Source organism: Alteromonas sp. ABV2_168 (assembly GCF_056161165.1).
This window is the reverse complement of the sequence record NZ_JBSWYQ010000010.1, coordinates 129,331-155,022: the sequence shown is the minus strand read 5'-3', so window position 1 is coordinate 155,022 and position 25,692 is coordinate 129,331. Positions and strand designations below refer to the sequence as shown.

Below are 25,692 nucleotides of genomic sequence, written 5' to 3'. Positions count from 1 at the left end.
TGTGACGGAGTGAGTTTGTTTGGTTTGTTTATTAAATTCAACTGTTTATATTGTTTGATCGTGCCCAGTGGATAATATGATCTGCATTGGTCACACATTAACACACTTGTGTGTTAATTCGCTAACAGCGGTTAATAAGACAACAGGATTTTGACGATCTTTTTTAGTGTTAACGGATAATTAACATAGTTCGCCGGATCCGCACAGGGATTAAAAGGGTTTTCCCACGCCGGTTATATGACACAAGCTGTCAAATAGCTGTCATCCCACTGTCATTTAAAATTGTGGAAAATCATGGGTGTTTTTCATTTATAAAAGACAAACTTTTGACGGCTTAGTGACTGACAAGGCGATAAACCAAAATCTGTCAAATAAAAAAATAAAAATATTTCTTAAAAAAGAATAAAGGATAATACGGGGGTTAGCCGTGGCGGATAGTCGTGCAACCGGGCAGTCACTCAAGTAGACTAAGCCTGTTTTATTTCCCATCGTCACTTCATGGCGAATCAGTTAAGAGACCGACGTGACCGAATCAAAAAATAACACGCGCGCTTCCAGTTTAACGCAAGGTAATGTAGCTACTATATTAAAGCGAATGACCGTACCGATGATCATGGGTATGGTTATGATGATGAGCTTTGGCCTTGTTGATACGTTCTTCGTCAGTTTACTGGGCACTGAACCTCTGGCAGCTATCAGTTTTACGTTTCCGGTTACCTTTACGGTTATCAGTTTAAATATCGGCCTCGGGATTGGTACGTCAGCCATTATCGGTAAGTTGCAGGGTAGCGGGAGTTATTCTGAGTCCCGGGAGTATGCAACCAGCTCGATAACTTTGTCTTTCGTGATGGTGGGTTTGCTTGCCGTTGCAGGTTATTTTTTGATTGACCCGATATTCAAAGCACTGAACGCCAGTGAAACCTTGATGCCCTACATTCATGACTATATGACGTTGTGGTATTTATCAAGTGTGTTTCTGGCGCTTCCCATGGTGGGGAACAGTGTGCTGCGGGCATGCGGTGATACCCGCACTCCCAGTATTATTATGGCGGTTGGCGGCGCATTGAATGCAGCCCTTGATCCTATTTTTATTTTTGGCTGGGGACCGGTACCGGCGATGGGGATTCAGGGAGCGGCACTGGCGACGTTCCTCGCCTGGGTGGCGGGAGCCAGTTATATCATCTGGTTGCTGGCAGTGAAACGAAACCTGATGGTCCCCCGTTTATTGACCATTGCGGAATTGCGCAGAAGCTGTGCGCCCATCCTGAAAATCGGTCTGCCGGCTGCAGGGGCGAATATGCTCACACCTGTTGCCGGTGGTGTGATGACCGCAGTAGTGGCAAATTATGGTGCAGAGGCCGTTGCTGCATGGGGAGTAGGGAACCGGCTTGAGTCCATTGCGTCTATCGTTATTCTGGCATTGTCCATGACCCTGCCACCCATCATTTCGCAAAATGTGGGGGCCGGTTTGTATCAACGGGTTGAAGAAGCTTACCGGTTAACTGTGAAATTTGTGATTGGCTGGCAACTTGTCGTGTTCGCTCTCATGTGGTTGCTTTCCGGCTGGATAGCCCAAATGTTTGCTGAGGAAGCTGAAGTGGCCTGGCTCATTCATCTGTTCCTGATGATAGTCCCGCTGGGCTACGGGATGCAGGGTATTGTGATTTTAACGAATTCGTCATTGAATGCCATGCACAAGCCAATGGCAGCGTTGATCCTGAGTGTCATCCGGCTGTTCGTTTTTTACGTACCTGTATCCTATGTGGCAAGTTTGTTCTTTGGTTTGAAAGGCTTGTTCTGGGGCGTCGTCATTGCCAATTTGTGTATGGCGACCATCTCTTATGTTTATTTTAATCGGGCGCTGTCTGAGCATCGCCGGCAACCGGGAGAAGAAGTAGCACAATGAGTAAAGGCTTCGAACTGGAATCCAAATATCAACCGGCAGGGGATCAGCCAAAAGCCATAGAAGCTTTGGTTGACGGGCTGGAAAGCGGTCTTGCCAGTCAGACATTGCTGGGGGTTACCGGCTCCGGTAAGACCTTCACCATGGCAAACATTATTAAGCAGGTGCAGCGTCCGACACTGATCATGGCGCACAATAAAACTCTGGCGGCCCAGCTTTATGGTGAAATGAAAGAGTTCTTTCCGAACAATGCGGTGGAATATTTCGTTTCCTACTACGACTATTATCAGCCGGAAGCGTACGTTCCCAGTACCGATACTTTTATTGAGAAAGATGCGTCAATCAACGACCACATTGAACAAATGCGGTTGTCAGCGACAAAGGCACTGATGGAGCGGCGCGATGTTGTTATCGTGGCCAGTGTGTCTGCCATCTATGGTCTGGGTGATCCTGAGTCCTACATGAAAATGCTGTTGCATTTGCGCCAGGGCGATACTATGGATCAGCGGGATATTCTGCGCCGTCTTGCCGAACTGCAATATAAGCGTAATGACCTGGCCTTCGAGCGGGGCACATTCCGTGTACGGGGAGACGTGATTGATATTTTCCCTGCGGATTCAGAGAAGCAGGCCGTGCGGGTAGAATTGTTCGACAGTGAGATTGATAAAATCAGCCTGTTTGACCCGTTGACCGGTGCGGTGGATAAATCGGTGATCCGTGCCACGGTGTTTCCTAAAACTCACTATGTCACACCCAGAGAAAAAATTCTGGCTGCCATTGAAGAGATTAAAGTTGAACTGAAAGATCGCAAGGCGCAGTTACAGGAGAGTAACAAGCTACTCGAAGACCAACGGATTTCCCAGCGCACCCAGTTTGATATCGAAATGATGCTGGAGTTGGGCTATTGCTCGGGCATTGAGAACTACTCACGTTATCTCTCCGGCAGAGCGCCGGGTGAGCCGCCCCCGACACTGCTGGATTACTTTCCTGCTGACGGCCTGATGTTTATAGATGAATCCCACGTCACTGTGTCGCAAATCGGGGCGATGTACAAAGGCGACCGGTCGCGGAAAGAAACTCTGGTGGAATACGGTTTCCGGTTACCATCTGCCCTGGATAACAGGCCTCTGAAGTTTGAGGAGTTCGAGCAGATCTCTCCACAGACGATTTATGTTTCCGCGACGCCGGGTGAATATGAGCTGAAAAAATCTGACGGCGAAATTGTGGAGCAGGTGGTACGTCCCACCGGCTTGCTCGACCCTGAAATTGAAGTGCGTCCGGTGGCGACGCAAGTCGATGATGTACTCTCTGAAATTCAGAAAAGGGTTGCGGTAGACGAGCGGGTGTTAATTACTACGCTGACCAAGCGCATGGCCGAAGATTTAAGCGAATATCTGAATGAACATGGCGTGAAAGTGCGTTATTTGCATTCCGATATTGATACCGTTGAACGTATTGAAATTATCCGCGATCTTCGTCTGGGTAAGTTCGATGTGCTGGTGGGCATTAACCTGCTCAGGGAAGGTCTGGATATGCCAGAAGTGTCGCTGGTTGCGATTCTTGATGCGGATAAAGAGGGATTTCTCCGCGCTGAGCGTTCACTGATCCAGACCATTGGCCGTGCAGCCCGTCACGTTAATGGCCGCGCCATCATGTACGCAGATGTGATCACCAAGTCAATGAAAAAGGCCATTGATGAAACTAACCGGCGCAGGGAGAAACAGGAAGCCCACAATAAGGCCAACGGTGTAGTGCCTCAACGGTTAAACAAACCCATTACGGACATTATGGACTTAGGTGACAGTGCCCATCCTGCTTCCGGCAAAGTGAAACTGCGTAAAGTTGCCGAGAAGAAAAAAGAAATGCAGGCTGCCAGTGCCACGGAACTTATGGCGCAAATTGCTGATCTTGAGAAGAAAATGTTTGAGTTCGCCCGTGAGCTTGAATTTGAAAAAGCCGCGTCAGTGCGTGATGACATCGAAACATTACGAAAGCAGGTCGTCGCCGTGTCTTAAGGGGTTTGTCAGATATATAGAAGCGTCCTTCGGGGCGCTTTTTTTTGTTTCAGTTTAATTAAATCGTTAATTCCGGTGAATAAACTTACAATTTGCCGTTGTAATCGGGCAAACAGTTACCTATTATGATTCTAAAGTATTTATAACTATACCTATAATTTCACGGATTGCGCCATGTTGAATCGTTTACAAGAATCAGATATTAAGCTGTTACGGGTGTTTTATGCGGTTGCGAGTTGTAATGGATTTACTGCCGCTGAGCCGGTGTTACGTATGCAACGCCCGAATATCAGTGCTGCGATTAAAAAGTTAGAAGAACGTCTGGATCTGGTGCTATGTCACCGGGGCCGTGGCGGTTTTCAAATGACAAAAGAAGGTGAAGTGGTTTTCCAGGAAACCAAACGAATCTTCAATGCATTCGATAACTTTGTTTTTAACTTGAAATCGCTTCACGACGATTACTCCGGTCACATTACCCTGGTAATGATGGCAGGCCTGCCGCTTTCCATGCATCTTGCAGTCAGTAAGGCTGTTAAGAGCACCATGAAGAAATTTGATGATATCCATGTCAATATTCAGACCCGTCTTTACAACGAAGTAGAGCACGTTGCGTTATCCGGTGAGTGTCACCTGGTGATTTCTACTTACGACATGGTGAAACCCGAATCTGTAACGTTCCATCCGATTGGTATTTCCTGCAAAGGCCGCCTGTACTGTTCACCGACGCATCCACTGGCAAAATTCCGCGATGTGTCACTGCCGGAAGACGTAAAAATTGGTGAGTATCCGGCTATCGGGATTTCCGGTCTGTCATCTGCCAATTATATTGAAGATGATCAGCGTCTGGCTATTCAGACGTTCTCCGATTCCTTCGAGGCGGCGCTTTCTGCCATTATGACCGGTGAATACATTGGTCTGCTACCTGACTATATTGCTAAAGAGCAGGGCGCAAGTTTAGGACTGGTGCCTATTGCCAAAGGCAGTCTGTTTAACTTTGATCACGAGCTGTTTGTGATGAACGGTAAAAATACCCGCCTGAATCCGGTACTGCGTCACTGTATCAAAGAACTGACTTACTTTATTTCAGAGAGCCAGAAGTAACAGGCATCATGCCGGTCAGATTGAATTGAAAAGGCCCCGCAATATTGCGGGGCCTTCTTCTTTCATTCTAAGGACAACATTACTCGTAGGTGAGAGGGTCGACAGCACCGTTATCACGAAACGCTTCCAGACGCTCCTGGCAAGCACCGCAACCACCGCAGGCATGCTCTCTGCCGTTGTAGCAGGTCCACGTTTTACCGTAATCCAGTCCCATTTTAAGACCATCGGTGAGTATGGCCGTTTTGCTCACTTTGAGATAAGGGGTGACAATTTCAACCGCTTCATAATTCGCAATGGCACACACGTCATTCATTTTCTCAACGAATTCAGGGCGGCAGTCCGGATAAATAGCGTGATCACCGGAGTGAGCACCGTAATAAACTTTGGTGGCATTCTCGCTGACCGCATAACCTACTGCCAGTGACAACAGGATCATATTTCTGTTCGGCACCACGGTGGTTTTCATTGACGGCTCTTCATAATGTCCTTCCGGCACATCAATGTCGTCAGTCAGTGCCGAGCCGCCGACCAGTGAATTGATGGCAGAAATATCCACCACTTTATGAGGCACATTCAGCTCATTACACACGGCTGCGGCGTAATCGAGTTCTTTTTTATGCCGCTGACCGTAGTTAAAAGACAGGGCATAAGGTTTTTTCCCGTCAGCAATGGCTTTATGCAGTACGGTGAAAGAATCCATACCGCCGGAATAGATAACAATGACTTTTTCAGACATAAGTTCGTTTTTTTCGCGAAAAGATGCCAGAATTTTATGTGATTCTTGGTAAAATCCCAAGCCGAATCAACAACAGGTACACCACATTGCATCACACCCGTCTTAAAATTAATGAAATGTTCGAAACGATTCAGGGCGAAGGCGTAAAAACCGGCGTTCCGTCAGTGTTTGTGCGTTTACAAGGGTGTCCGGTGGGTTGTCCCTGGTGTGATACCAAACATACATGGACGCTGGACGAGGCGTTTTTGACAACATCAGATGAAGTCCTGTCGAAAACTCAGGAGAGTGAAGCGTGGTTCAGTATTGAAGATGAAGCGTTACTGACCTTATTTAAAGAAAACGGATATCAGGCCAAACACATCGTGATCACCGGCGGTGAGCCGTGTATGTATGATTTGCGTCCGCTCACCTCATTGCTGCATGCGCGGGGGTACACCACGCAAATAGAAACCAGTGGTACCTTTGAGGTACTGTGTCATGAAGATACCTGGGTTACGGTATCGCCTAAAGTCGACATGAAAGGCGGAATGCCGGTGCTGACTCAGGCGCTTGAGCGGGCGGATGAAATTAAGCATCCTGTGGCTATGCAAAAGCATATTGATGAGCTGGATAGTCTGCTGGCACGGCTGGACGGAAAATTACCGGCGCATATTTGTCTGCAACCTATCAGTCAGCAGCAACGTGCGACGGATCTTGCTATCGCCACCTGTATTGCGCGAAACTGGCGCTTATCGTTACAAACACATAAATATATCGGCATTGAATAGATTTATGCTGTCTGTTCAGGCACGACACTAAGGATTTTAACGATGGGAAAATGGTTGTTTCCGGTTCTTCTGCTCTTAAGTGCGAATGTGCATGCTGCACTATGGTCGATAACCTATCCGCGGCCTATAGATGAGCGCGATTTGCGCACTGAATATCCGCTGGCTTTACTTACCCTGGCGCTGGAAAAGACAGGCGTAAAATACAGTTTACTGCCGTCAGACCGGATCATGTTGCAAGGGAAAGCACTGCGTCAGCTGCGGGAAAACCGCGAAGTGAACGTCGTCTGGAGTATGACAGATGCCCAGCGTGAAAAAGATCTTTTGCCAGTGCGCATCCCGCTGGCGAAAGGGCTGATTGGCTGGCGCGTATTTCTGATAAATGAAATGAACCGCAGCCGCTTTCCACAAGCGCTGAGCAAATCTGCCTTGCTGAAACTGGTGCCTATTTCCGGTGAAGAGTGGCCGGATACCAAAATTTTGCAGGCGAACGGGTTTAACGTGTTCACTGTGCCGGCATATGGTGATGCAGCGGAAGTACTGGAAACGAACAAGGCTGACTTCTTCCCCCGGTCGGTAATGGAAGCGCTGAATGAGCTTGAGAAGGGGAATTTGTCTTCAGACATCGTACTGGAAAACAATACGGCGATTTACTATCCCACGGCGTTGTATTTTTTCGTGAATAAAGGCAATACCACACTGGCACGGCTTATCGAGACGGGTCTGCAGATGGCTATTGAAGATGGTTCTTTCGACGCTTTGTTTTTGTCTACCTATGAAGATACGTTGAACGCACTGGAGCTCGAAAAGCGCACCACGATAGAGCTGGATAATCCGCTTTTACCACCTCTGACACCTGTGCAAAACGATGCCCTGTGGTATAAGCCCGCCAGTATTGACGCCACCATCGATGCTACGGAAGAGAACCCCTGAAATCTGGTGAAGCTGGCGGTCAACGCGCCGGCTTTAAACAGAGTCTGTTATCAAGCTGATACAAAAAAGCCCGGATTCACCGGGCTTTTGTCTTTTTAACTCATGAATCAGTGGCTTTTGCCTGAGTGCACGTCTTTCATCGAACGACCTGAAGGGTCAGCATTATTCTTGAAGCTTGCATCCCACTCAAGTGCCTCTACGGTACTACAGGCGATGGACTTACCACCCGGAACACAGCGTGCAGCGCTTTCCTGCGGGAAGTAGCCTTCAAAGATAGTGCGGTAGTAATAACCTTCTTTGGTATCAGGTGTGTTCACCGGGAAGCGAAATTCTGCTGTCGCCAGTTGCTGATCAGACACTTCTGTTTCTACGAAGTCACGGATAGAGTCTATCCAGGAGTAACCTACACCGTCACCGAACTGTTCTTTCTGACGCCACAGTACTTCTGGTGGCAGTGTTTTACCGTCGTCGAAAGCTTTACGCAGGATCCATTTCTCCATACGGCCATCAACACACATTTTGTCCTGCGGGTTCAGGCGCATTGCTACGTCCATGAAGTTCTTGTCGAGGAACGGTACACGGGCTTCAACACCCCAGGCGCTGGTCGCTTTGTTGGCGCGGGCACAATCGAACATGTGCAGACGATCCAGTTTACGTACCGTTTCTTCGTGCAGTTCTTTTGCGTTCGGCGCTTTATGGAAGTACAGGTAACCACCGAAAATTTCGTCAGAGCCTTCACCGGACAATACCATTTTGATACCCATGGCTTTGATCTTACGGGTCATCAGGTACATCGGCGTTGCCGCACGGATGGTGGTGGTATCGTAGGTTTCAAGATGATAGATAACGTCACGAATCGCATCCAGACCTTCCTGAATCGTGAAGTGGATTTCGTGGTGAACAGTCCCAATCATATCAGCAACCTGTTTAGCTGCTTTTAAGTCCGGTGCACCTTCAAGGCCAACGGCGAAGCTGTGCAGGCGTGGCCACCAGGCGTCAGACTTGTCTTCGTCTTCAACACGCTTGGCAACATACTGGGCTGCAACGGCAGAAACCAGCGATGAATCCAGACCACCGGACAGCAGCACTGCGTAAGGTACGTCAGACATCATGTGCGACTTAACGGCTTTTTCAAAAGCCACTTTCAGGTCGTCCAGATTCGTTTCGTTATCTTTTACTGCATCGTAGCTCATCCAGTCGCGCTTGTAGTACTTAGTCAGCTCGCCGGTTTTGCTCCACAAGTAATGACCCGGAGGGAATTCACTGATGGTTTTACAGATAGGCGCCAGCGCTTTCATTTCTGACGCAACATAGAAGTTGCCATGTTCGTCGTAACCGGTATACAGCGGGATAATGCCGATGTGGTCACGGGCAATCAGATACGCATCCTGAGACTCGTCGTACAGGATAAAAGCAAACATGCCTTCAAGCTCATCGATAAACTCAATGCCTTTCTGCTCGTACAAAGGAAGGATTACTTCGCAGTCCGAGCGGGTTTTGAAATCATAAGGCGTTGCCAGATCTTTGGCTAGTTGCTTGTGGTTATAGATCTCACCGTTAACGGCCAGGATCTTATTATTATCCTGGCTGATGAGCGGCTGTGCACCAGTGTCTACATCGACGATGGCCAACCGTTCATGGCACAGGATGGTATTGTCATTATTCCAGATACCCGACCAGTCAGGGCCGCGGTGACGCAGCAACTTTGTATAATCCAGCGCTTGGGTTCTGAGTTCAGACACATCGGTTTTGATATCAAGGATACCGAAAATACCACACATAAAACGGGTTCTCTCTTGTCACTTGTTGAAAAAAAGGATTGTTTATTCTGTCGGGTCGCTTAACGCGGCCGCGGGTGAGACTTTATTGTTTTTGAAGGGTGCAAACTCCGCGTCTGTTGAATGTGCCAGTATGAGAGAAAAAAGCAAGGAATAACTTGCCGGAAACTCAAATTATCCGTTATTCAGGGCGGGTAGTGGCGGTTTTCGCGGAATATTGAAAGAGATGTTGCAAAACGGATGACTAAAAAAGCAACAGGCTGCCCGGAGGCAGCCTGTTTGCGTAAGTGCTTAGCGCTGGAATTCGCTGGCAGCATTCCATTTCGGCCAGCTGTCAGCATTGGCCACATCTGTACCCACTTCAAACAGCATTTGCGTATCCTGGGCGATGCCTGATAAATCCCACTCCTTGCGGAATTCATCACAAACCTGGTGATAACAACCGGTTACGATGACATTCATGCGTTTGCGGTAGGTAGCCGTTTCAGCATCCCAAGGTTCGTCTCCGCCTTCTGCGTACAGAGCCGGTACGCCTTTCTTGGCGAAGCTGAAGTGATCAGAACGGTAGTAAGAGCCGGCTTCCGGACGGTCTTCCTGTGTCAGATAACGGCCCTGACGGGTTGCTGCTTTTTCCAGATAGGTTTCCATTTCTGATTTACCCATACCGACAACACTGACATTTTTCGTTTTACCCAACACGTTCATGGCGTCCATGTTGATGTTTGCAACGGTTTTCTCCAGCGGGATAACAGGATGATCAGCATAGTATTTTGAACCCAGCAGTCCTTGCTCTTCAGCCGTCACGATCAGAAACGTTACTGAGCGGGCAGGGCGGGGCGTCAGTTCACCGAATGCTTTTGCCATCACAATGGCGGCTGCTGAACCGGTGGCATTGTCATGGGCACCATTGTAAATCTGATCACCTTTCAGGCTTTCATCTTTACCCAGGTGATCCCAGTGAGCAGTGTAAATGACGTGTTCATCAGGCTTTTTTGCACCCGGAAGGGTGGCAATCACGTTATGGCTGACAGATTTTTGAAAGGTGTTCTTCACTGTCACAGAGGCGGTTAAGCCCATGTCTTTGTGATAGGGCCCCTGCAATGCTGCCTTTTTCTCAGCATCGAAATCCAGGCCTGCGTCGGCAAAGACTTTCTTTGCCGCATCCAGTGTGAGCCAGCCTTCTACAGCAACCCGGCTGGCGCCGCCATCCTGAGATACCAGGCCGTATTGAGGGCCACTCCAGCTATTGGCAACAACTGACCAGCCGTAAGAAGCTGGTGCTGTTTCATGCACAATAATCGCACCGGCAGCACCCTGACGGCTGGCTTCTTCATATTTGTAACTCCAGCGGCCGTAGTAGGTCATGGTCGTGCCCTGGAACTTACCGGACTGAGGATTTTCAAAACCCGGGTCATTCACCAGAATCACCACAGTTTTGCCTTCTACATCCAGACCTTCATAGTCATTCCAGTCATATTCCGGTGCATTGACACCATAGCCGACGAAGACGAGATCGGAGTCTTTCAGATCGATAACTGATTGTTCCCGTTTAGAACCGGCAACCATGTCTTCTTTATAACGGAACGTGTTATCACCAATGGTCATCGTCATGTCGGGATCGGCAGTGATTTCCATTAAATCCACAGGTTGCAAATAGCTGTCACCGTTACCCGGTGCTAGCCCGGCGGCTTTGAATTCTGAAACCAGAAAGTCCAGTGTTTTCTGTTCACCCGATGTGGTGGGAAGGCGGCCTTCAAACTCATCAGAAGCCAGTGTTTGCAACGGTCCGCTGATGTCTTCAGCAGTGATCCCTGCGTATACGCTGTCAAAATTGGCTGTGCTGCCAGCCTGCGCGGTATCCGCCGGTGCGGGTTGATCGCTGCTGCAGGCAGAAAGTCCTGCTGCAGAGAGTCCGATCAGCGCCGGCACCATAAATGGCAAAAGAATTTTTTTCATTGTTAGTCTCTGTTTGCTCTACAATAACCTCCCAGTATAGAGAATCAATCACACCGAACCAATACATCGCTTATGAATTCCACCGCAGAGAGTTGGTCATCTGCCATAAATCGTTCCAATCTTGCTTTTTCTGTCCGTGAGCTGTTAACCCGCACCGGCCTCGACGGTGAAACAGAATTTCCGTCAGCGGCTGTTTTGAATGACGTTGTCCGCCGGCATCACCCTGTGAACTGGCCGGGTCCTGAATTTAAAGGGCAGTCTTCTTTTGTGCTTTCTGAACAACGCTATTATGAACAGATCATCTTTGAAGATAATGTTGTGCCCACCAGGGAAAACAGCTGGCATGACTTATTCAATGCATTGATCTGGTTGCAGTTTCCACGTACGAAGCGATGTCTGAATAATCTGCATATGCAGGATATCAGTCGTTTTGGCGTAAGCCCCCGTACACCGGCAAGAAATCGTATTACCCATTTTGATGAATGTGGTGTTGTGATTGCTGTACCGGAAGATATGAAGGCTCAGGCAGAACCTTTACTCAATGCACTGGCGATGCATAACTGGCAACAGGTTCTGGTTGAACACAGAGACAAATGGGGTCAGTTATTGTTTCCGTTGATATTCGGCCATGCCAATCTTGAAATGTTATTGAACCCGTTTACCGGCCTGACGGGTAAATGGATGGCGGTCACAGTGCCCCCGGGATTTGCTTCTATGTCATCCGAACAACAATGCAGGGAGACGGATTGCGCAATGGAGCAGAAAATCGCTTCCTGTGATGTCTTTCAGAATAAAGGCATGCTTCATCCTTTACCGTTACTGGGCGTGCCCGGCTGGCATCCTGTGCAGGACCGGCAGTTCTACGCTAACACGGACTATTTTCGGGCTGTATCGTCTAAAAAGCAGCTGCAGATGCCACTGATTTAGTACTGTCCGGCGGGTTAAAAAACTTACTGATGTGCTTTCAACCCGCCAGTACAAGGTTACAGCAATACGAAAACCAGCCAGATACCGTAAATGATGGTGACAGGGGCGGCTGCAACCATCCAGGCTTTTTTGTTGCTGAAACTTGTCCACTGACCAATTGCCACCGCGGTGAGATAAATTGACCATAGCATATCGAGCCGGAACTGACCGATATTGTAAAACGCTGAGTCCGGTGTCAGTCCAAATATCCATGTAAAGGTAAGCGGGCTGAGACTGGCCGGGTCTATTTCGTGGGTGCTGGCCATCACCAGTACCAGCAGTGCCGCAAAACTGGTAAGCAGAGAGGGAAGTGCGGTCCACCATGTCATTCCGTACCAGTCAGTAAAACCCTGTACTGATTTTTCATCATTGCGGGCCATAAATGTGAGGTATCCGGCATAGATGGCATTCAGGATTATGACGCCAAGAAATACGCTGACAATCGTGCTCCACATCACGAATCCCTGAGTCATCCGTTCTGTAAATGCCTCTTTTTCTGCCGGACTCACGTCACCCAGTTGAATGTCTGCAATAAAGTTTCTGTACCAGTCGAAATCAATGGTCTGGAAATACAGATAAACCGGAACAAGGCTCATACTCATTAAGATAAAAAACGGAACCCATGACCAGTTGTCTGTGGTAGCCAGCTTTCTGAAAACGCCGTTCGGGCGAAAGAAGGTCTCGCTGATGGCCTGAAAGGGATTAGATATTTCCTGCATAATTACTCCTTTATTTGCTTACAGATGCCACTTTTTCCTTAATTAACAATGCTGGCACAGGGAACTTTCTTTGTAACCATAGAGAAAAATGCTGCCTTTGTATACTGACCCTGTACAGAAATATTCTGTCGCATTTTTTTACTTGAAGAGTGTAATAAAGTTGATTCAAAGTAGACTAGGTTTACTTCTCTTCCGGTAAACAGATAACGGAATTAATAATATCAACAAAGGAAACGCGATGATTGAAATCAGTCAGCTGGCGAAAAAATTCACCATCGAAAACCCGAAAAAATTGAGTGAACAGGAGAAAAAGGATCCCCGGCTGAAAGGGAAATTTTTCCATTCTGTGCAGGATGTTTCGCTAAATTGTGCTTCCGGTGAAGTACTCGGGCTACTCGGGCCTAACGGTGCCGGAAAAACCACCACATTACGTATGCTATCGACAGCGCTGAAGCCCGATACAGGAAGCATCACCATTAATGGTGTTGATGTACTTAAAAAGCCGGTGCTGGCACGCCAGAAAATCGGTTTTTTATCCGGCTCAACCGGCCTGTATGGTCGTCTTACCGGCAGAGAGAATATTGCCTATTTCGGCCAGCTTCACAATATGTCGAAAACCCGTATTGAAGAAAGAATTCAGTCGCTGGCCGATTTGCTGGATTTGCACAGTTTCCTGGACAGACGGTGTGAGAATTTTTCTACCGGTATGAAACAAAAAACGGCAATTGCCCGGGCGGTGATCCACAGTCCGGAAGTGGTCATTCTGGATGAACCCACCACGGGACTGGATATCATGGCCGCGCAGACAGTGCTGAATTTTATCCGCGGTTTGAAAGAGCAGGGGATCCCGGTGATTTTCTCCACTCATCACTTAGAGGAAGTCTCTGAATTGTGCGACCGGGTGACCATCATCAATCATGGACGCACGGTATTTAACGATGATATTGCCACTTTCAGAGCGCTGTCGCCGGGTTCAATGAGCAGTGCATTCTTATCAGCTTTAGGGACGGAGGCGTAATATGTGGTTGGTATTTTTAAAAGAAATTAAAGAGTTAGTACGGGACAGAAAAACACTGTTTTTCATGATTGCTCTGCCTCTGCTGGTGTTTCCTGCTATTTTCGGGGTGGTAACATTTGTTTCTTCAAAGGCTATATCAGATGCTCAGTCTGAAGTGCTTGACTATGCCATCAGTGGTGCAGAATACGCGCCCGAACTGGTATCAAAAATTGCGGAGTCAAAAGACTATAATCTGGTAGCGTTACCGGAAAACGAAAACATAGAAAGCTGGGTTAAGAATGAACAGGCTGATTTCGTGCTTGTGATCCCGGAAAACTATAATGACGATATTCTCTCCGGCGGACAGATTACCCTTAAGGTTTACTTAAATGATGCAGGTCTCAATTTAGTCCTCTCACGCCTGCAGGCTATCGTAAACGAAATTTCAGAACGCAATCAGCAGGCTGCTTTTGCGCAACTGGGTCTCATCGAAAGTCAGCAGACAGCGCTCATTGAGCCCATGGTCATTGAAAAAGTAGATGTGGCTGACCAGCGGGAAAACTGGGGTGAGAAGATTGGTGGTTTTATTCCCTATATTATTTTTATGTTGTGCCTGCAAGGCGCCATGATACCGGCAACAGATTTAGGCGCCGGGGAAAAAGAAAGAGGTACCCTGGAAACACTGCTCATATCGCCTGTACCCCGCCATCATCTGGTGATGGGGAAATTTTTTGCCATTGCCCTTGCCGGGGTGACCTCAGCCATGGTCACGGTAGCAAGTATGGCTGTATGGGGCATTGTGCTGAGTCAGGGCATGGCCATACAACTGGTGGCTGAATTTATGGGGGCCATCAGCGGCACAGATTTTTTACTGATTTTCTTCATGCTCATACCGGTGGTGGCAATTTTCTCATCCATTCTTTTAAGTTTGTCTATTTATGCCAGAAGCTTCAAAGAAGCGCAGGGCTATATGACACCGCTGGTGATGTTTACCATCGTGCCGGTGATCATGGCAATGTTACCCGGTGTCGAGTTGAAAGGTGGCTGGGCATGGGTTCCGCTAACGAATGTGGCGCTGGCGATAAAAGAGCTTATTAAAGGCACAATGGATTATGTGCAGCTGATAGCCATTTTCGGTTCCACCGCACTCATTGCAGCGGCGCTTATCGGTTTTTGTGTTTACTGGTTCAACAAAGAAAAAGTGTTGTTCAGATAATCAGGTAAATTGTTACCGGCATTAAAAAGCCCCGTTTACCATGGTGAACGGGGCTTTTTGCTATTCAACCGTTATCAGAAATACGTCATGTTCAATAACACCAGCACAATGGTGCTGTATGTGATGGAAATGGGTAGTCCGATTTTGATGAAATGTGAGAAACGATAATTCGCCGCATTAAATACCAGCAGGTTAGTCTGGTAACCGTAGGGCGAAATAAAGCTCGCACTGGCAGCAAATGCAACAGCAAGGGCGAATGGCATCAACGGGGCACCGATAAGTCCGGCAACGCCATAGGCGAAGGGGAACATCAGGGCTGCCGCAGCATTGTTGGTCACAAACTCTGTTAACACCAGGGTAGCCAGATAAACTGTACACAGGGCGACGAACCAGTTTGTATCAGAAAGATACGGCATCAGAAAATCAGTACTCAAACTGATAACCCCGGCATTTTCCAACGCACTGGCCAGACTGAGGGCACCGACAATGACCACAATCAGATTCAGTGGCAGATTACGTTTTATCTCTCCGTTACTGGTGACTTTCGCACCTACCAGTATGGCCGCAAAGAACAGCAATCCGATGCCAAGGTTTAACGTATCCGTTGCTGACAAGGCCACCACCAGTAAGAAACCACCCATAGTGATCCATTCCTGCCAGTTGGTCAGTGGTCTGGAGATTTTCTGCTCAGACAGTATGAAGAAATTCTTCGACAGGTTCTGTCTGGTCTGGAAATCCGGACCGGTTGCCAGTAACAGGAAATCACCGGCTTGCAGCTTAATTTCCCCCAGTTTACCGGAAAGCTGCTCACCATCACGGCGAATAGCCACAACGGCGGCATCAAACAAGGCCCTGAAACCCAGTGCTTTAATCGTTTGTCCGATAATCTGCGCACGGTTAGAGATGATCACTTCCGTGAGGTTTTCCCGCAGTATGCCGTCAGCTTCAGCGAACATGGTTAAGCCTTTAATATGGCTTAAGCTGTCCAGCTTCTGTACATTGCCGGAAAAAATCAGCTTATCACCCTGATGGATAATAAGTTCCGGTGAAACAGGGCTGATAAGTTGTCCGTCCCGCACAATTTCCACCAGAAAAAGCTCAGGCAGGTTCCGCAGATGGTTTTCCTCGACGGTTTTGCCAATCAACTCAGAGCCCGGCTCCACTTCTGCTTCCACAATGTAAGCGCGGTAGTCGGTTTTCTTATTGGCAATGTCCGGCAATAAGGTCGACAACACAAACATCAGGAAGCCACAGCTTAATCCGGCAGCCAGACCATAGAGTGTAAAATCCCAGAATGCGAAACCCGGATGGCCGTGTTCCTGCAAAAATGAGTCTACGATCAGGTTCGTTGACGTACCAATCAGCGTGACTGTGCCACCTAAAATGGCCGAGTAAGACAACGGAATTAGCAGGCGCGATGCCGGGTGATACTGGTTTTGTTTTACCGGCCCGATCAGGCTGGCCACGATCGCGGTGTTGTTAAGCAGGGCTGACGAGAAAAACGACAGACCGAACAACCGCCAGTAGGAAACAGTAAAACTGGGCGTGATGAGCTTACGTCCTATTTGCTTAATCAATGCTGTTTTATCAATAGCACTGCTGACCAGCAGTAAAAGGACCAGTGTGATCAGGCCTTTATTGGTTAAGTTATTGAGGATCTCATCGAAGGTGATTTGTTGGGATACAAGTAAAATAAGCATCGCCACCGCGAAAATGGTGGAAGGACGCATATTCGACGCAACTAGTGCAAAAATGGTGCTGAAGAAAACCCCCAGCACCATCAATTGGTTGACATCCATATAAACCGTTCCGGCTCGTTACAGTTTACTGATGTCGATCGCGTTCCAGTGTGGGAAGTGCTTGCGAACCAATTCGTTGAATTCCAGCTCGAATGCTGAGAACTCAGGCGCTTTGTGTTGCTTGTCTTCGGCCAACTGGTCGATGATCATACCTGCACCCACGGTGCCATTGGTCAGCCGGTCAATAACGATAAATGCACCGGTTGCACGGTTGCGATCGTAATTGTCACAGGCCACTGGCTGAGTGAATTTCAGATCAACAACGCCAATTTCGTTCAGGTTGAGATGGGCACCAGGCTTGTGTTCCATGGTGTTTACATCAATCTGGTATTCTACTTCTGACACAGAACCTGAAGTCGACTTGGTCGCAAACTTAAACAGATACTGCTTATGCGGCATCATCGGCTCTTCAGCCATCCATACCAGGTGAGATTTAAACTGGCTCGACAGCAGTGGCAGGTTGTCAGACTTAACAATCATATCGCCGCGTGAGATATCGATCTCATCTTCCAGTGTCAGGGTAACCGCCTGCGGTACGTAAGCACGTTCCTGATCGCCCTCGAAAGTCACTACTGACTTAACCTTAGACGTTTTCATTGAAGGCAGTGCAGTGATTTCATCGCCAGGCGCAACCTGACCAGATACCACGGTACCCGCGAAGCCACGAAAGTCCAGGTTAGGACGGTTTACATACTGAACCGGGAAGCGGAAGTCGTCTTTGTTGTCATCGTTACCGATTTCAATGGTTTCCAGCATTTCCATGAGAGGTTTGCCAGTATACCAGGGCGACTGTTCGCTGCGGTTTACCACGTTGTCACCCTCAAGGGCTGACAGCGGAATAAACTGGATGTCAGGGATATTCAGATTTTCCGAGAACTTCAGGAAGTCAGCTTTGATGTCTTCAAATACTTTTTCACTGAAGTCCATCAGGTCCATTTTGTTCACAGCAACGATAACGTGCTTGATACCTAACAGGCTGGCCAGGAACGAGTGACGACGGGTCTGAGTTTTTACCCCGGCGCGGGCGTCAACCATCAGGATGGCCAGATCACAGGTAGACGCACCGGTAACCATGTTACGGGTGTACTGTTCGTGTCCCGGCGTATCCGCGATGATGAACTTACGCTTGTCGGTGGAGAAGTAGCGGTAGGCTACGTCGATGGTGATACCTTGCTCACGCTCAGACTGCAGACCGTCTACCAGCAGTGCCAGGTCAACCTTGTCACCGGTGGTACCGCTTTTCTTACTGTCTTTAGTAATTGCTGCCAGCTGATCTTCATAAATCATTTTTGAGTCATGCAGCAGGCGGCCGATCAGGGTACTTTTACCGTCGTCTACGCTACCGCAGGTAAGAAAGCGCAGCAGGTCTTTCTGTTCGTGCTGTTCAAGGTAGCCCAGGACGTCTTCTTTCAATAATTCGTTATCTACATTCATTGCTTATGCGCTCACTAAGAAATAGGGGTTCAACACAGATTCTTTCTGGTTATAAGTCAGGTCAGGGGCGTCTTTTGCCAGCGGATTTGAGCCATCCAGCACGGTGACTTTTGCTCCCGCTGCAGTGGCAACCGCGTGGGCTGCGCCGGTATCCCATTCAGATGTCGGACCTAACCGGGGATAGAGGTGGGCTTCGCCAGAAGCGACCAGACACAGTTTTAACGAACTGCCCATAGCAACCAGTTCCGCTTCACCGCCCAAATCTTCCAGTAACTTCTGGATTTCAGGGCTCTGATGAGAGCGACTGCCTACCACTTTCCAGACTTCACCGTCTGTGTGTTTCTTCGCAGAAATCGGAGCAAAACCGCCTTCGTCTTCAATCCACGCGCCTTGCCCGTCGATACCAATGTAAGAACGTTTCAGGGCCGGGGCGTAAACCACACCCATCACAGGCTTACCGTTTTCGATAAGGGCGATATTGACGGTAAATTCACCATTCTTCTTGATGAATTCCTTGGTGCCATCCAGCGGATCGACCAGCCAGTATTTATCCCAGCCACGACGTTCGTCCCAGGGGATATCTGCAGATTCTTCAGACAGGATAGGCAGGTGAGATACCGCTTCCAAACCGGCAACAATAACGTTGTGTGCGGCAAGGTCAGCTTCCGTCAGTGGGCTGGTATCTTCTTTTTCGTAAATGGCGAAATCTTTCTCGTAGATTTCCATAATTCTGTCACCAGCTTCTTTGCTGATGGCAAGAATCTTTTCTGCTAATGGATCAGGTAATGCCATTACACAAGTCCTTTTTCTTCAAGCATGGCGTACAGACGTTCTGCAGTTTGTTCTGCAGGCTCGTCTTTGTACTCCAGATGGATCTCCGGGTTAACCGGGGCTTCATAAGTGGAGGAGATACCGGTGAAATGCTTGATTTCACCTGCGCGGGCTTTCTTATAAAGCCCTTTGGGATCGCGGGATTCACACACGTCCAGCGGGGTATCAATGAACACTTCCACAAACTCACCTTCTTCAAGCAGATTGCGGCAGTAATCGCGGTCAGCCTGAAACGGAGAGATAAATGCAGTCAGTACAATCACACCAGAATCGACAAACAATTTGGCCACTTCACTTACGCGACGAATATTTTCAACGCGGTCTTCATCGCTGAAGCCCAGGTCGCCACATAAACCGTGACGAACGTTATCGCCGTCGAGCAGATAAGTGTGTTTGCCCTGTTCCTGGAATTTTTGTTCCAGCAGGTTCGAAATGGTGGATTTACCGGAACCGCTGAAGCCTGTCAGCCACAGTACACGTGGCGTCTGACCAAGGCTTTCCGCACGGGTCTTTTTATTGACCTCGTACTTGTGCCATACGATATCCGTCGACATCAGAAGTATCCTTCCATTTTCTTCTTCTCCATAGAACCAGAGCTATCGTGGTCGATAACGCGGCCCTGACGCTCTGAGGTCTTGGTCAGCAGCATTTCCTGGATAACTTCAGGCAGGGTCGCCGCCTCAGACTCAACCGCACCGGTCAGTGGGTAACAGCCCAGCGTACGGAAGCGTACGGAACGCATTTCAGGTGTTTCACCTTCTTCCAGCGGCATACGGTCGTCATCAACCATGATAAGTACGCCATCGCGCTCAACAACCGGACGAGGTTTCGCCAGGTACAGTGAAGGAATGTCGATGTTTTCCAGGTAGATGTACTGCCAGATATCCAGCTCAGTCCAGTTAGACATAGGGAATACACGGATGCTTTCGCCTTTGTTTACTGATGAGTTGTAGATGTTCCACAGCTCAGGACGCTGGTTTTTCGGATCCCAGCGGTGGTTGCTGTCACGGAATGAGTACACACGCTCTTTCGCACGGGATTTTTCTTCATCACGGCGGGCACCACCGAATGCAGCATCAAACTTATACTTGTTCAGTGCCTGCTTCAAAGAAGCGGTTTTCATGATGTCTGTGTGCTTTGCACTACCGTGGCTGAACGGACCAACACCGGCATCAACACCTTCCTGGTTGATATGCACTAACAGATCAAAGCCATGTTTTTCTGCTTGCTGGTCACGGAACTCTATCATTTCGTGGAATTTCCACGTGGTATCAACGTGTAGCAAAGGGAAGGGGATTTTACCTGGCGCAAAGGCTTTGCGGGCAAGGTGTAACAGCACTGAGGAATCCTTTCCGACAGAATATAACATGACCGGATTATCAAATTCCGCAGCAACTTCGCGGAAAATGTGGATGCTCTCGGCTTCGAGTTGTTTCAAATGGGTAATAGACGGTATATCAAGTGTCATTTTCGAGTCCGATAGTTAAGGTTATATGCTAAACGATTATATATATAGAACCCTAACATATTTAGATCACAAAGTAGTAATTCCGATTTGCTATACGAAATAGCCGTTTTATTACCTTGAAACGAATTTGTCATAACAAAAAGCCGCTTATAAAAAGCGGCTTTCTGGTTGCGTATTAACGGTGTAATTCGTGCTTAAGCTAGACGTGCTTTGAGGCCTGAAGCTTTTCATTAAAGCTGTCGAAAACCTCAGTAACACCTTCCCGGGGGGAACCGCTTTTACTGAGCACAATGATTGTTAAGCTGGATAAAATAAAGCCCGGTACGATTTCATACATCCAACTGCTTAAACTTTGTCCGTCAATGGTGAAAGGCAGGTAAATCCAGAGCAATACAGTTACGGCGCCCACAATCATTCCGCCCAGTGCTGCACGGCGGGTCATATCACGCTTAAACAGGCTGAACAGTACCAGCGGGCCGAATGCTGCGCCGAAACCTGCCCAGGCATTACTGACCAGCGAGAGAATCGTGCTGTCACGGTCGTAGGCCAGGTAAATAGCCACTAATGCGACAATAACAACGGAAATCCGCCCGGCAAGTACCAGCTCTTTATCTGACGCATCACGTCTCAGGAACGCTTTGTAAAAATCGCTGGTGAGGGAACTGGATGTCACCAGTAACTGTGATGAGATGGTACTCATGATGGCGGCAAGAATAGCTGCCAGCAGGAAACCACCCACAAGTGGATGGAACAGTAACTGAGATAAATAGATGAATATGGTTTCAGGATCGATGCTATTACCGTTTTGCGTCACGTAAGCCAGTCCGAACAGGCCAGTCATTAACGCACCGATAATAGAAACGATCATCCAGCTCATACCAATGTTACGGGCAGTGGGCACATCTTTGACTGAACGGATAGCCATGAAACGCACAATGATGTGAGGCTGTCCGAAGTAACCAACACCCCATGCCATCAGTGACAGAATACCTATCAGTGAAAGTGCTTCACCACTTTTGGCGTCGGTAAAGGCGTCAAATAACGCCGGGTCGATGGATTTAACTGCATCTACCGCTTCGCCCGGACCGCCTAACTGCATCACGACGACTACCGGTACCATCACCAGAGACACAAACATAATACAGCCCTGGACGAAGTCAGTGATACTCACTGCCATAAAGCCGCCGAACAGGGTATAAGCCACAACCACACCGGTGGTGACATACAGTCCGGTTTCATAGCTCAGACCAAAGGATGATTCGAACAGTTTACCCCCTGCAACCACGCCGGATGACGTATAAAGGGTAAAGAATATGACAATCACCACCGAGGCAATAACACGCAGCAACCGGGAGTTGTCTGCGAAACGGTTTTCGAAATAGTCGGGGAGGGTAACAGCGTTGTTAGCAATTTCTGTGTATAAGCGCAGGCGCGGGGCAACAAGTATATAGTTTGCGAAAGCACCAATGGTGAGACCAAGTGCAATCCAGCCTGCGGAGATCCCGGAAACATACATGGCACCCGGCAGGCCCATCAGCATCCATCCGCTCATATCAGACGCACCGGCAGACAGTGCGGTTACCGCCGGGCCCAATTGTCTTCCGCCCAGCATGTAACCTTCCACGTCACTATTAGTCTGGCGGTAAGAGAAAAGTCCGATGCCGAGCATGGCCGCAAAATAAATGCCCAGAGAGATCAGCGTACCTGTTTCCATATTATTCCTTCCTGTTTTTTCTCTTATGCTAACAGGAAGTAGATACAGTCTCTATGGCAGTCTGGTTTATCTGTCTTTTCAATCGGGCATTTAACTTTGCACCTGACCGGTTTGCATGAAATTCACACAAGCCGGCAGATTATGCAGAAAAGCTGATGCTGCTTTTTACTTTTTTCACCAGCGGATTCAGATCAGCACCTTTATCGCCTACCACCATAATGCTGGCGTTTTGCAGGGACCAGCTTTCGCCGTGATACTTTTCATCGGCGAAGGCAGGCGGCACCGGATTGCTGTCATTATGGGGCATAACAAACACCGACATTTTCCCCTGCTCTGTGTTTAAAATCAGATGCAAGGTTTGCTGGCGGTTAAGATGGCAGTAGTTGGCCACAGCCACATCACCGATAGACTGTAAAAATGTACCGCCGAAACCGGCCAGTTTCGCATTGACCTGCTGCATGCCAACCTCAATGCCGGAATGGGGTGTTTCAATTTCAGCGTAGCGCATGTGTGCCAGAGCTTCTGTGCCGATATCTGCTGGGGCCTGATTGAATACCATGGTGCCGGTAACACCGGCCATAAATGCCACGGAAGCGGCCATGGCAATAAACCACCGGCTGCGGCGCTTATGACGGTTGAATTCGCCGGTAGCCTGTTGCCATATGAGCTTATGCGCCAGATCGTCGGGTACAGGCACTTTGGCTGCCTGCAGCAATTTACCGTCAAGTTGCTGAAGTGACGATTTCAAAGCGGCTTTGTCGCTGTCGCCTTTAATGGCATCCAGCATGTCTTTGTCTGTCGTATTGGGATCGGCATAAATACGACGGCGGAATTCTAAATCATCCATTATGGCGACCTCTCTGGTTTGCTGAATCACTATCCAGCATGTCTCTGAGTTGATTACGGGCGCGGAATAACCGCGTCATCACGGTATTTTTATTCAGCGACAGTTGTTCTGCTATTTCCTCACCGGAATAGCCGAAGATAAGCTGCAGGATCAATGGCTCCCGGTAATCTGCCGGTAATCTGGCGATGAGTATCCGGAGTTCTTCTGTGTCATCCCCGTTTCCGGCATGAAATGCTTCGTCAGCCACCGGCACATCATCAATGTCCACCGTCTCGAGCTGTTTACGTTCAAATCGTCTGGCATTCTCCCGCCTGACAATGGTGATAAGCCAGGATTTAGCTGACTTCTCATCCTTTAAACTGTCCAGTGAGCGCCATGCCCGCAGAAAAGTTTCCTGAACAATATCTTCAGCCACCGCCGGGTCGCGGGTGAGCCAGTACGCATAGCGATAAATATCGCCATGAAATGCATGAACCAGTGCTTCGTAACGTTGTTGTTTTTCTTTCATGACAGTTAAGACCTGCCGCATGTCAGAAAACTTTCAGTATGAGAGAATATTTTTAGCCTGGCAGGATAGAGAGAAGCAGGCAACCCTAAATGGTTGCCTGTCTGAGGTGGTGGCCTTTTACAAAGATTGTTGCTGTTCAATCCAGCGGTTAATCTTTTCTTCCAGTACTGACAAGGGCACCGGACCGTCTTTTAACACTTCATCGTGGAAGCCCGCATAAGTGAATTTATCACCCAGCGCCTCTTGCGCCTTACTACGCAGTTCCATGATTTTCAGTTTGCCAATCATATAGGCTGTGGCCTGGCCCGGCATGGCGATGTATCTCTCAATTGCTTTAACCACGTCAGGTTCAGGGTTGGGGGTGTTTTCCAGTAAGTACTGAATCGCTTCTTCCCGTGACCACTGTTTAGCATGCATGCCCGTGTCTACCACCAGACGGCATGCGCGCCAGAGCTCCATAGCAAGGCGGCCGAAATCTGAATAGGGATCTTCATAAAAGCCCATATCTTTCGCCAGCTCTTCCGTATAAAGGCCCCAGCCCTCGGTATAGGCTGTGGCACTCAGATACTTTTGAAATTCAGGAATACCATCAAGCTCCTGAGCAATAGCCCGCTGCATGTGGTGACCCGGGATCCCTTCATGGTAGGCCAGTGCTTCAAGCTGATAGGTGGGCATGGCGTCCATGGTGTAAAGGTTGGCGTAATAGGTACCGGGGCGGCTGCCATCCTGAGAAGGACTTTGATAGAACGCCTTACCGGCAGATTGCTCGCGGAAGGGTTCAACACGTTTTACTATCATGTCTGCTTTCGGAATTAAGCCGAAATAATCCGGCAGCGCTTTTCGCATTTCTTCAACTGCCTGCGTTGCTGCCTGCAAGTATTCTTCACGGCCCTCATCCGTATCCGGGTAATAAAACTGAGGATCGGTGCGCATGAATTCGAAAAATTCCTGTAACGACCCGTCGAAACCGACCTTGTCTTTAATGGCTTCCATAGCTTTGTGGATTCGTTCTACATTATCCAGCCCGATCTGATGTATTTCTTCAGCGTTAAGATCTGTCGTCGTGAACCAGGCGAGGCGGTTTGCATACCATTTGTCACCGTCGGGCAGGCGCCACACGCCGTCACCTTCCGGTGAAAGGGTTTTCTGGTGAGCGAAAGCGGCCATAATCGCTTCATAAGCCGGCTTAACAGAGGTAACCAGAGCAGCTTTGGCTTCGCCCAGCAGGGTCTGTTTTTCAACATCATCAATGGGCAGCGCGTTTACCTTGTTCTGAAAATCTTCCCAAATGGTCGAAGGTGTCTCTGAAGTATCGAAAGGCGCGCCGGTAATGACGTTTTGCGCGGCGGCAATCATCTGGTCGTAGGCCCATTTCGGTGGATACACGCCGGCTTTTTCCCGCAGTGCCATTTGCTCTATAACCTGATCGAAATATTCATCTACCTTATCCAGACGGGAAATGTAGGCTTTAGCGTCAGACACATCACTGACGCGATGAATATTGATCAAAAAACTTGGTACGCTGGTGTGCGCCGCACGGAACTGATGAACAACATAAGTATGGTGTCTGAATTCATCGTTAGCGAGTTCACGCTCTATGCCCGTACGGTAAAGACGTAAACTGAGCTTTTCCTGCTCAGTGAGTGTTTCAGGGTTAAAGCTGTCCAGTTCTTCAAGACGATTTTTCTTAATGGCGATGGTCTGCTCTTTATGCTCTTCGCTTAGATCATTCCATTCGCCGTAATTCCATTTTTTCCCGAGCCGGCTTTGAAATTCCGGTGAGCGCTTCAAATCTTCTTCAAACGTCCGTTCAAAAAACGCGTTTAAACGCTCAGATTCGCTTTGATTGGCCAGGGTGCCGGCTGGTGGCTCCGGTTGTGCTGGTGCAGCAGTTTCCGGTGCCGGTGAACAGGCCGTCAACGCTGCAACAATCAGCGCCAGCGGCGTAAATTTAAATGATGAAAGTGTTTTCAAACTGAGTCTCCCGGTAAATATTGTGCTTGTACG

Annotated in this window: 21 protein-coding genes; 8 read left to right on the top strand and 13 right to left on the bottom strand. The window is 48.6% G+C overall.

From position 1 onward, the window contains the following. The first annotated feature begins 523 nt into the window (after positions 1-523). The 3 genes from ACXAH4_RS15500 (at position 524) to ACXAH4_RS15490 (ending at position 5,019) form a co-directional block, all read left to right on the top strand. Entirely contained in the window at positions 524-1,906 is a 1,383-nt protein-coding gene (locus ACXAH4_RS15500) for an MATE family efflux transporter (protein ID WP_474844747.1), read from the top strand. After that, positions 1,903-3,918: an excinuclease ABC subunit UvrB gene (uvrB, locus tag ACXAH4_RS15495; RefSeq protein ID WP_119500743.1), complete on the top strand. Its 2,016-nt coding sequence runs from the start codon at positions 1,903-1,905 to the stop codon at positions 3,916-3,918. Before ACXAH4_RS15500 ends, uvrB begins: the two co-directional genes overlap by 4 nt. A gap of 174 nt (positions 3,919-4,092) precedes the next feature. Beyond that, positions 4,093-5,019 (top strand): LysR family transcriptional regulator, encoded by a 927-nt coding sequence (locus ACXAH4_RS15490; RefSeq protein WP_474882551.1) that lies wholly within the window; start codon positions 4,093-4,095, stop codon positions 5,017-5,019. Between the two features lie 79 nt (positions 5,020-5,098). Here ACXAH4_RS15490 and queC read toward each other — a convergent pair whose 3' ends face one another. Continuing rightward, entirely contained in the window at positions 5,099-5,755 is a 657-nt protein-coding gene (gene queC, locus ACXAH4_RS15485; protein WP_474844750.1) for a 7-cyano-7-deazaguanine synthase QueC, read from the bottom strand. Between the two features lie 116 nt (positions 5,756-5,871). On the opposite strand from queC, the gene queE reads away from it, so the two are divergent. Together queE and ACXAH4_RS15475 are read left to right on the top strand one after the other, a co-directional pair. Next, complete coding sequence (queE, locus tag ACXAH4_RS15480) at positions 5,872-6,522, top strand: 7-carboxy-7-deazaguanine synthase QueE (protein WP_474844850.1); 651 nt, start codon at positions 5,872-5,874, stop codon at positions 6,520-6,522. Positions 6,523-6,564: 42 nt separating this feature from the next. Next, complete coding sequence (locus ACXAH4_RS15475; protein ID WP_474851105.1) at positions 6,565-7,452, top strand: type 2 periplasmic-binding domain-containing protein; 888 nt, start codon at positions 6,565-6,567, stop codon at positions 7,450-7,452. Positions 7,453-7,559: 107 nt separating this feature from the next. Here ACXAH4_RS15475 and asnB read toward each other — a convergent pair whose 3' ends face one another. Further along, the gene (asnB, locus tag ACXAH4_RS15470; RefSeq protein ID WP_119500748.1) at positions 7,560-9,233 is read right to left on the bottom strand and encodes an asparagine synthase B; all 1,674 of its coding nucleotides are present in this window, start codon (positions 9,231-9,233) and stop codon (positions 7,560-7,562) included. Between the two features lie 288 nt (positions 9,234-9,521). Continuing rightward, positions 9,522-11,186, bottom strand: coding sequence for a M28 family metallopeptidase (locus tag ACXAH4_RS15465; RefSeq protein ID WP_474882549.1), 1,665 nt, complete (start codon positions 11,184-11,186; stop codon positions 9,522-9,524). Positions 11,187-11,258: 72 nt separating this feature from the next. On the opposite strand from ACXAH4_RS15465, the gene ACXAH4_RS15460 reads away from it, so the two are divergent. Then, on the top strand, positions 11,259-12,113 hold the full coding sequence (locus ACXAH4_RS15460) for a DUF3025 domain-containing protein (protein ID WP_474882547.1): 855 nt from the start codon (positions 11,259-11,261) through the stop codon (positions 12,111-12,113). Between the two features lie 56 nt (positions 12,114-12,169). Here ACXAH4_RS15460 and ACXAH4_RS15455 read toward each other — a convergent pair whose 3' ends face one another. After that, positions 12,170-12,871, bottom strand: coding sequence for a YIP1 family protein (locus ACXAH4_RS15455; RefSeq protein WP_474882544.1), 702 nt, complete (start codon positions 12,869-12,871; stop codon positions 12,170-12,172). A gap of 238 nt (positions 12,872-13,109) precedes the next feature. On the opposite strand from ACXAH4_RS15455, the gene ACXAH4_RS15450 reads away from it, so the two are divergent. Both ACXAH4_RS15450 and ACXAH4_RS15445 read left to right on the top strand, forming a co-directional pair. Further along, positions 13,110-13,889, top strand: coding sequence for an ABC transporter ATP-binding protein (locus tag ACXAH4_RS15450; RefSeq protein WP_474882542.1), 780 nt, complete (start codon positions 13,110-13,112; stop codon positions 13,887-13,889). 1 nt (position 13,890) lies between these two features. Continuing rightward, positions 13,891-15,084: an ABC transporter permease gene (locus ACXAH4_RS15445; RefSeq protein WP_474882541.1), complete on the top strand. Its 1,194-nt coding sequence runs from the start codon at positions 13,891-13,893 to the stop codon at positions 15,082-15,084. Positions 15,085-15,158: 74 nt separating this feature from the next. Here ACXAH4_RS15445 and ACXAH4_RS15440 read toward each other — a convergent pair whose 3' ends face one another. From ACXAH4_RS15440 to ACXAH4_RS15400, 9 genes are all read right to left on the bottom strand, one after another. Continuing rightward, a complete protein-coding gene (locus ACXAH4_RS15440) occupies positions 15,159-16,883 on the bottom strand; it encodes an SLC13 family permease (protein ID WP_349585380.1) in 1,725 nt (574 codons plus the stop codon). 18 nt (positions 16,884-16,901) lie between these two features. Continuing rightward, entirely contained in the window at positions 16,902-18,317 is a 1,416-nt protein-coding gene (gene cysN / locus ACXAH4_RS15435; protein WP_474817977.1) for a sulfate adenylyltransferase subunit CysN, read from the bottom strand. A gap of 3 nt (positions 18,318-18,320) precedes the next feature. After that, entirely contained in the window at positions 18,321-19,109 is a 789-nt protein-coding gene (gene cysQ / locus ACXAH4_RS15430; protein WP_474882539.1) for a 3'(2'),5'-bisphosphate nucleotidase CysQ, read from the bottom strand. Then, positions 19,109-19,702, bottom strand: a complete 594-nt coding sequence (gene cysC / locus ACXAH4_RS15425; protein ID WP_474817979.1) for an adenylyl-sulfate kinase — start codon at positions 19,700-19,702, stop codon at positions 19,109-19,111. Before cysC ends, cysQ begins: the two co-directional genes overlap by 1 nt. Further along, on the bottom strand, positions 19,702-20,616 hold the full coding sequence (gene cysD, locus ACXAH4_RS15420; protein ID WP_070123678.1) for a sulfate adenylyltransferase subunit CysD: 915 nt from the start codon (positions 20,614-20,616) through the stop codon (positions 19,702-19,704). Before cysD ends, cysC begins: the two co-directional genes overlap by 1 nt. A 199-nt stretch (positions 20,617-20,815) precedes the next feature. Continuing rightward, complete coding sequence (gene putP / locus ACXAH4_RS15415) at positions 20,816-22,330, bottom strand: sodium/proline symporter PutP (protein ID WP_474866148.1); 1,515 nt, start codon at positions 22,328-22,330, stop codon at positions 20,816-20,818. A 139-nt stretch (positions 22,331-22,469) separates the two neighbouring features. Continuing rightward, positions 22,470-23,177 (bottom strand): DUF3379 family protein, encoded by a 708-nt coding sequence (locus ACXAH4_RS15410; RefSeq protein ID WP_474882537.1) that lies wholly within the window; start codon positions 23,175-23,177, stop codon positions 22,470-22,472. Beyond that, positions 23,170-23,685 carry a sigma-70 family RNA polymerase sigma factor gene (locus ACXAH4_RS15405; RefSeq protein ID WP_474882535.1) on the bottom strand — a complete coding sequence of 172 codons (516 nt, stop codon included), beginning with the start codon at positions 23,683-23,685 and terminating at the stop codon, positions 23,170-23,172. Before ACXAH4_RS15405 ends, ACXAH4_RS15410 begins: the two co-directional genes overlap by 8 nt. Before the next feature lie 117 nt (positions 23,686-23,802). Next, a complete protein-coding gene (locus ACXAH4_RS15400) occupies positions 23,803-25,659 on the bottom strand; it encodes a DUF885 domain-containing protein (RefSeq protein WP_474882534.1) in 1,857 nt (618 codons plus the stop codon). Positions 25,660-25,692 lie beyond the last annotated feature (33 nt).

What these genes read in the sequence shown, in the direction of transcription:
- uvrB (WP_119500743.1), top strand. Translation starts at nt 1,903, where the DNA reads ATGAGTAAAGGCTTCGAACTGGAATCCAAATATCAACCGGCAGGGGAT.
- ACXAH4_RS15490 (WP_474882551.1), top strand. Translation starts at nt 4,093, where the DNA reads ATGTTGAATCGTTTACAAGAATCAGATATTAAGCTGTTACGGGTGTTT.
- queC (WP_474844750.1), bottom strand. Translation starts at nt 5,755, where the DNA reads ATGTCTGAAAAAGTCATTGTTATCTATTCCGGCGGTATGGATTCTTTC.
- queE (WP_474844850.1), top strand. Translation starts at nt 5,872, where the DNA reads ATGTTCGAAACGATTCAGGGCGAAGGCGTAAAAACCGGCGTTCCGTCA.
- ACXAH4_RS15475 (WP_474851105.1), top strand. Translation starts at nt 6,565, where the DNA reads ATGGGAAAATGGTTGTTTCCGGTTCTTCTGCTCTTAAGTGCGAATGTG.
- asnB (WP_119500748.1), bottom strand. Translation starts at nt 9,233, where the DNA reads ATGTGTGGTATTTTCGGTATCCTTGATATCAAAACCGATGTGTCTGAA.
- ACXAH4_RS15465 (WP_474882549.1), bottom strand. Translation starts at nt 11,186, where the DNA reads ATGAAAAAAATTCTTTTGCCATTTATGGTGCCGGCGCTGATCGGACTC.
- ACXAH4_RS15460 (WP_474882547.1), top strand. Translation starts at nt 11,259, where the DNA reads ATGAATTCCACCGCAGAGAGTTGGTCATCTGCCATAAATCGTTCCAAT.
- ACXAH4_RS15455 (WP_474882544.1), bottom strand. Translation starts at nt 12,871, where the DNA reads ATGCAGGAAATATCTAATCCCTTTCAGGCCATCAGCGAGACCTTCTTT.
- ACXAH4_RS15450 (WP_474882542.1), top strand. Translation starts at nt 13,110, where the DNA reads ATGATTGAAATCAGTCAGCTGGCGAAAAAATTCACCATCGAAAACCCG.
- ACXAH4_RS15445 (WP_474882541.1), top strand. Translation starts at nt 13,891, where the DNA reads ATGTGGTTGGTATTTTTAAAAGAAATTAAAGAGTTAGTACGGGACAGA.
- ACXAH4_RS15440 (WP_349585380.1), bottom strand. Translation starts at nt 16,883, where the DNA reads ATGGATGTCAACCAATTGATGGTGCTGGGGGTTTTCTTCAGCACCATT.
- cysN (WP_474817977.1), bottom strand. Translation starts at nt 18,317, where the DNA reads ATGAATGTAGATAACGAATTATTGAAAGAAGACGTCCTGGGCTACCTT.
- cysQ (WP_474882539.1), bottom strand. Translation starts at nt 19,109, where the DNA reads ATGGCATTACCTGATCCATTAGCAGAAAAGATTCTTGCCATCAGCAAA.
- cysC (WP_474817979.1), bottom strand. Translation starts at nt 19,702, where the DNA reads ATGTCGACGGATATCGTATGGCACAAGTACGAGGTCAATAAAAAGACC.
- cysD (WP_070123678.1), bottom strand. Translation starts at nt 20,616, where the DNA reads ATGACACTTGATATACCGTCTATTACCCATTTGAAACAACTCGAAGCC.
- putP (WP_474866148.1), bottom strand. Translation starts at nt 22,330, where the DNA reads ATGGAAACAGGTACGCTGATCTCTCTGGGCATTTATTTTGCGGCCATG.
- ACXAH4_RS15410 (WP_474882537.1), bottom strand. Translation starts at nt 23,177, where the DNA reads ATGGATGATTTAGAATTCCGCCGTCGTATTTATGCCGATCCCAATACG.
- ACXAH4_RS15405 (WP_474882535.1), bottom strand. Translation starts at nt 23,685, where the DNA reads ATGAAAGAAAAACAACAACGTTACGAAGCACTGGTTCATGCATTTCAT.